This is a genomic window from Moorena sp. SIO4A1 (assembly GCF_010672065.1).
Classification (GTDB): Bacteria; Cyanobacteriota; Cyanobacteriia; order Cyanobacteriales; family Coleofasciculaceae; genus Moorena.
Window position 1 is genome coordinate 1 of record NZ_JAAHHX010001068.1, and the last position, 1,030, is coordinate 1,030.

Below are 1,030 nucleotides of genomic sequence, written 5' to 3' on the forward strand. Positions count from 1 at the left end.
TCCAGTGAAGAGGGGAGGCGTCAGCAGCAGTTAAAGGGTAACAAAAAACTCAGGCAGCAGATTAGCACTACTGTGCGTCAAGCCTTTGCTGCCGTGCAACGAGACCCGATCAGGGTTTGTACACCGATCAGACCAGAAGAAGAAACCGAATCTCTAGCCGCTAAACTGGCTCTGCAAGGAATCCGGGAATTACTCAAAAATCAGAACATAACATGGTATAACCTGGTCAGTATTGTCAAGCAAACCCTGATTAGAGCAACTCAGCTCAGAAAAAATCGCCAAAAAGAGCAGCCAAGAGACCCAATTTATGGTTGGAATGACTCTCGTTACCAGCTCTAACCTTGCGTTCGGGTTCACAGGTTGACAAGTTCAAGGTTGACAGGTTGACAGGTTGACAGGTTGACAAGTTGAAGGTTGACAGGGTATGGTCTCTAAACCAGCGTTTTAGATTTATTCATAACTTGGTGATTTACACCGTTTTTCATAGATATAAGGTACACAGGATTTTTTCTCTCTTACCTCTTAACTGCTCCCTGCTCCCTGCTCCCTGCTCCCTAAAACCCGCTGGCGTAAGTACCTAACCCAATTCAAAACTGCTGTAATGCTGCACTTTAACTATTCTACTGTGATCAATGCACCAGTTGACATAGTTTGGACCTTTCACGAGCGAGATGATATTCTCGATCTGCTCACTCCACCCTGGCAACCAATCCAGGTGATCCGTCGTGAAGGAGGTTTAGGGATTGGAGCTGTTTCGGAATTTCGGATTTTTCTTGGTCTAATTCCCTTACAATGGATTGCTGTTCATACCGAGTATGAGCAATACCGACTCTTCAGTGATCAACAAAAAGAAGGACCCTTTGACTATTGGCTTCATCGCCATCAATTTATTCCAGAAGACCAGAAAACTAGGCTAACTGATTCCATTGAATTTGCTTTACCAGGAGGAGCGTTAGTGGAAGAAATGTTTGGTTGGTTAGTAACGCTGCAATTAGAGCAAATGTTTCGCTATCGCCATGAAATAACCCAA

At 44.4% G+C, this 1,030-nt stretch carries 2 protein-coding genes; both read left to right on the plus strand.

The window, feature by feature from the left end; genetic code table 11:
* The coding region (locus tag F6K53_RS45320) for a competence protein ComFB (protein WP_293087754.1) at positions 1-339 on the plus strand (339 nt) is incomplete at its 5' end.
* A 262-nt stretch (positions 340-601) separates the two neighbouring features.
* Positions 602-1,030: SRPBCC family protein (locus tag F6K53_RS45325; protein WP_293087757.1), on the plus strand; the 429-nt coding region annotated here is incomplete at its 3' end.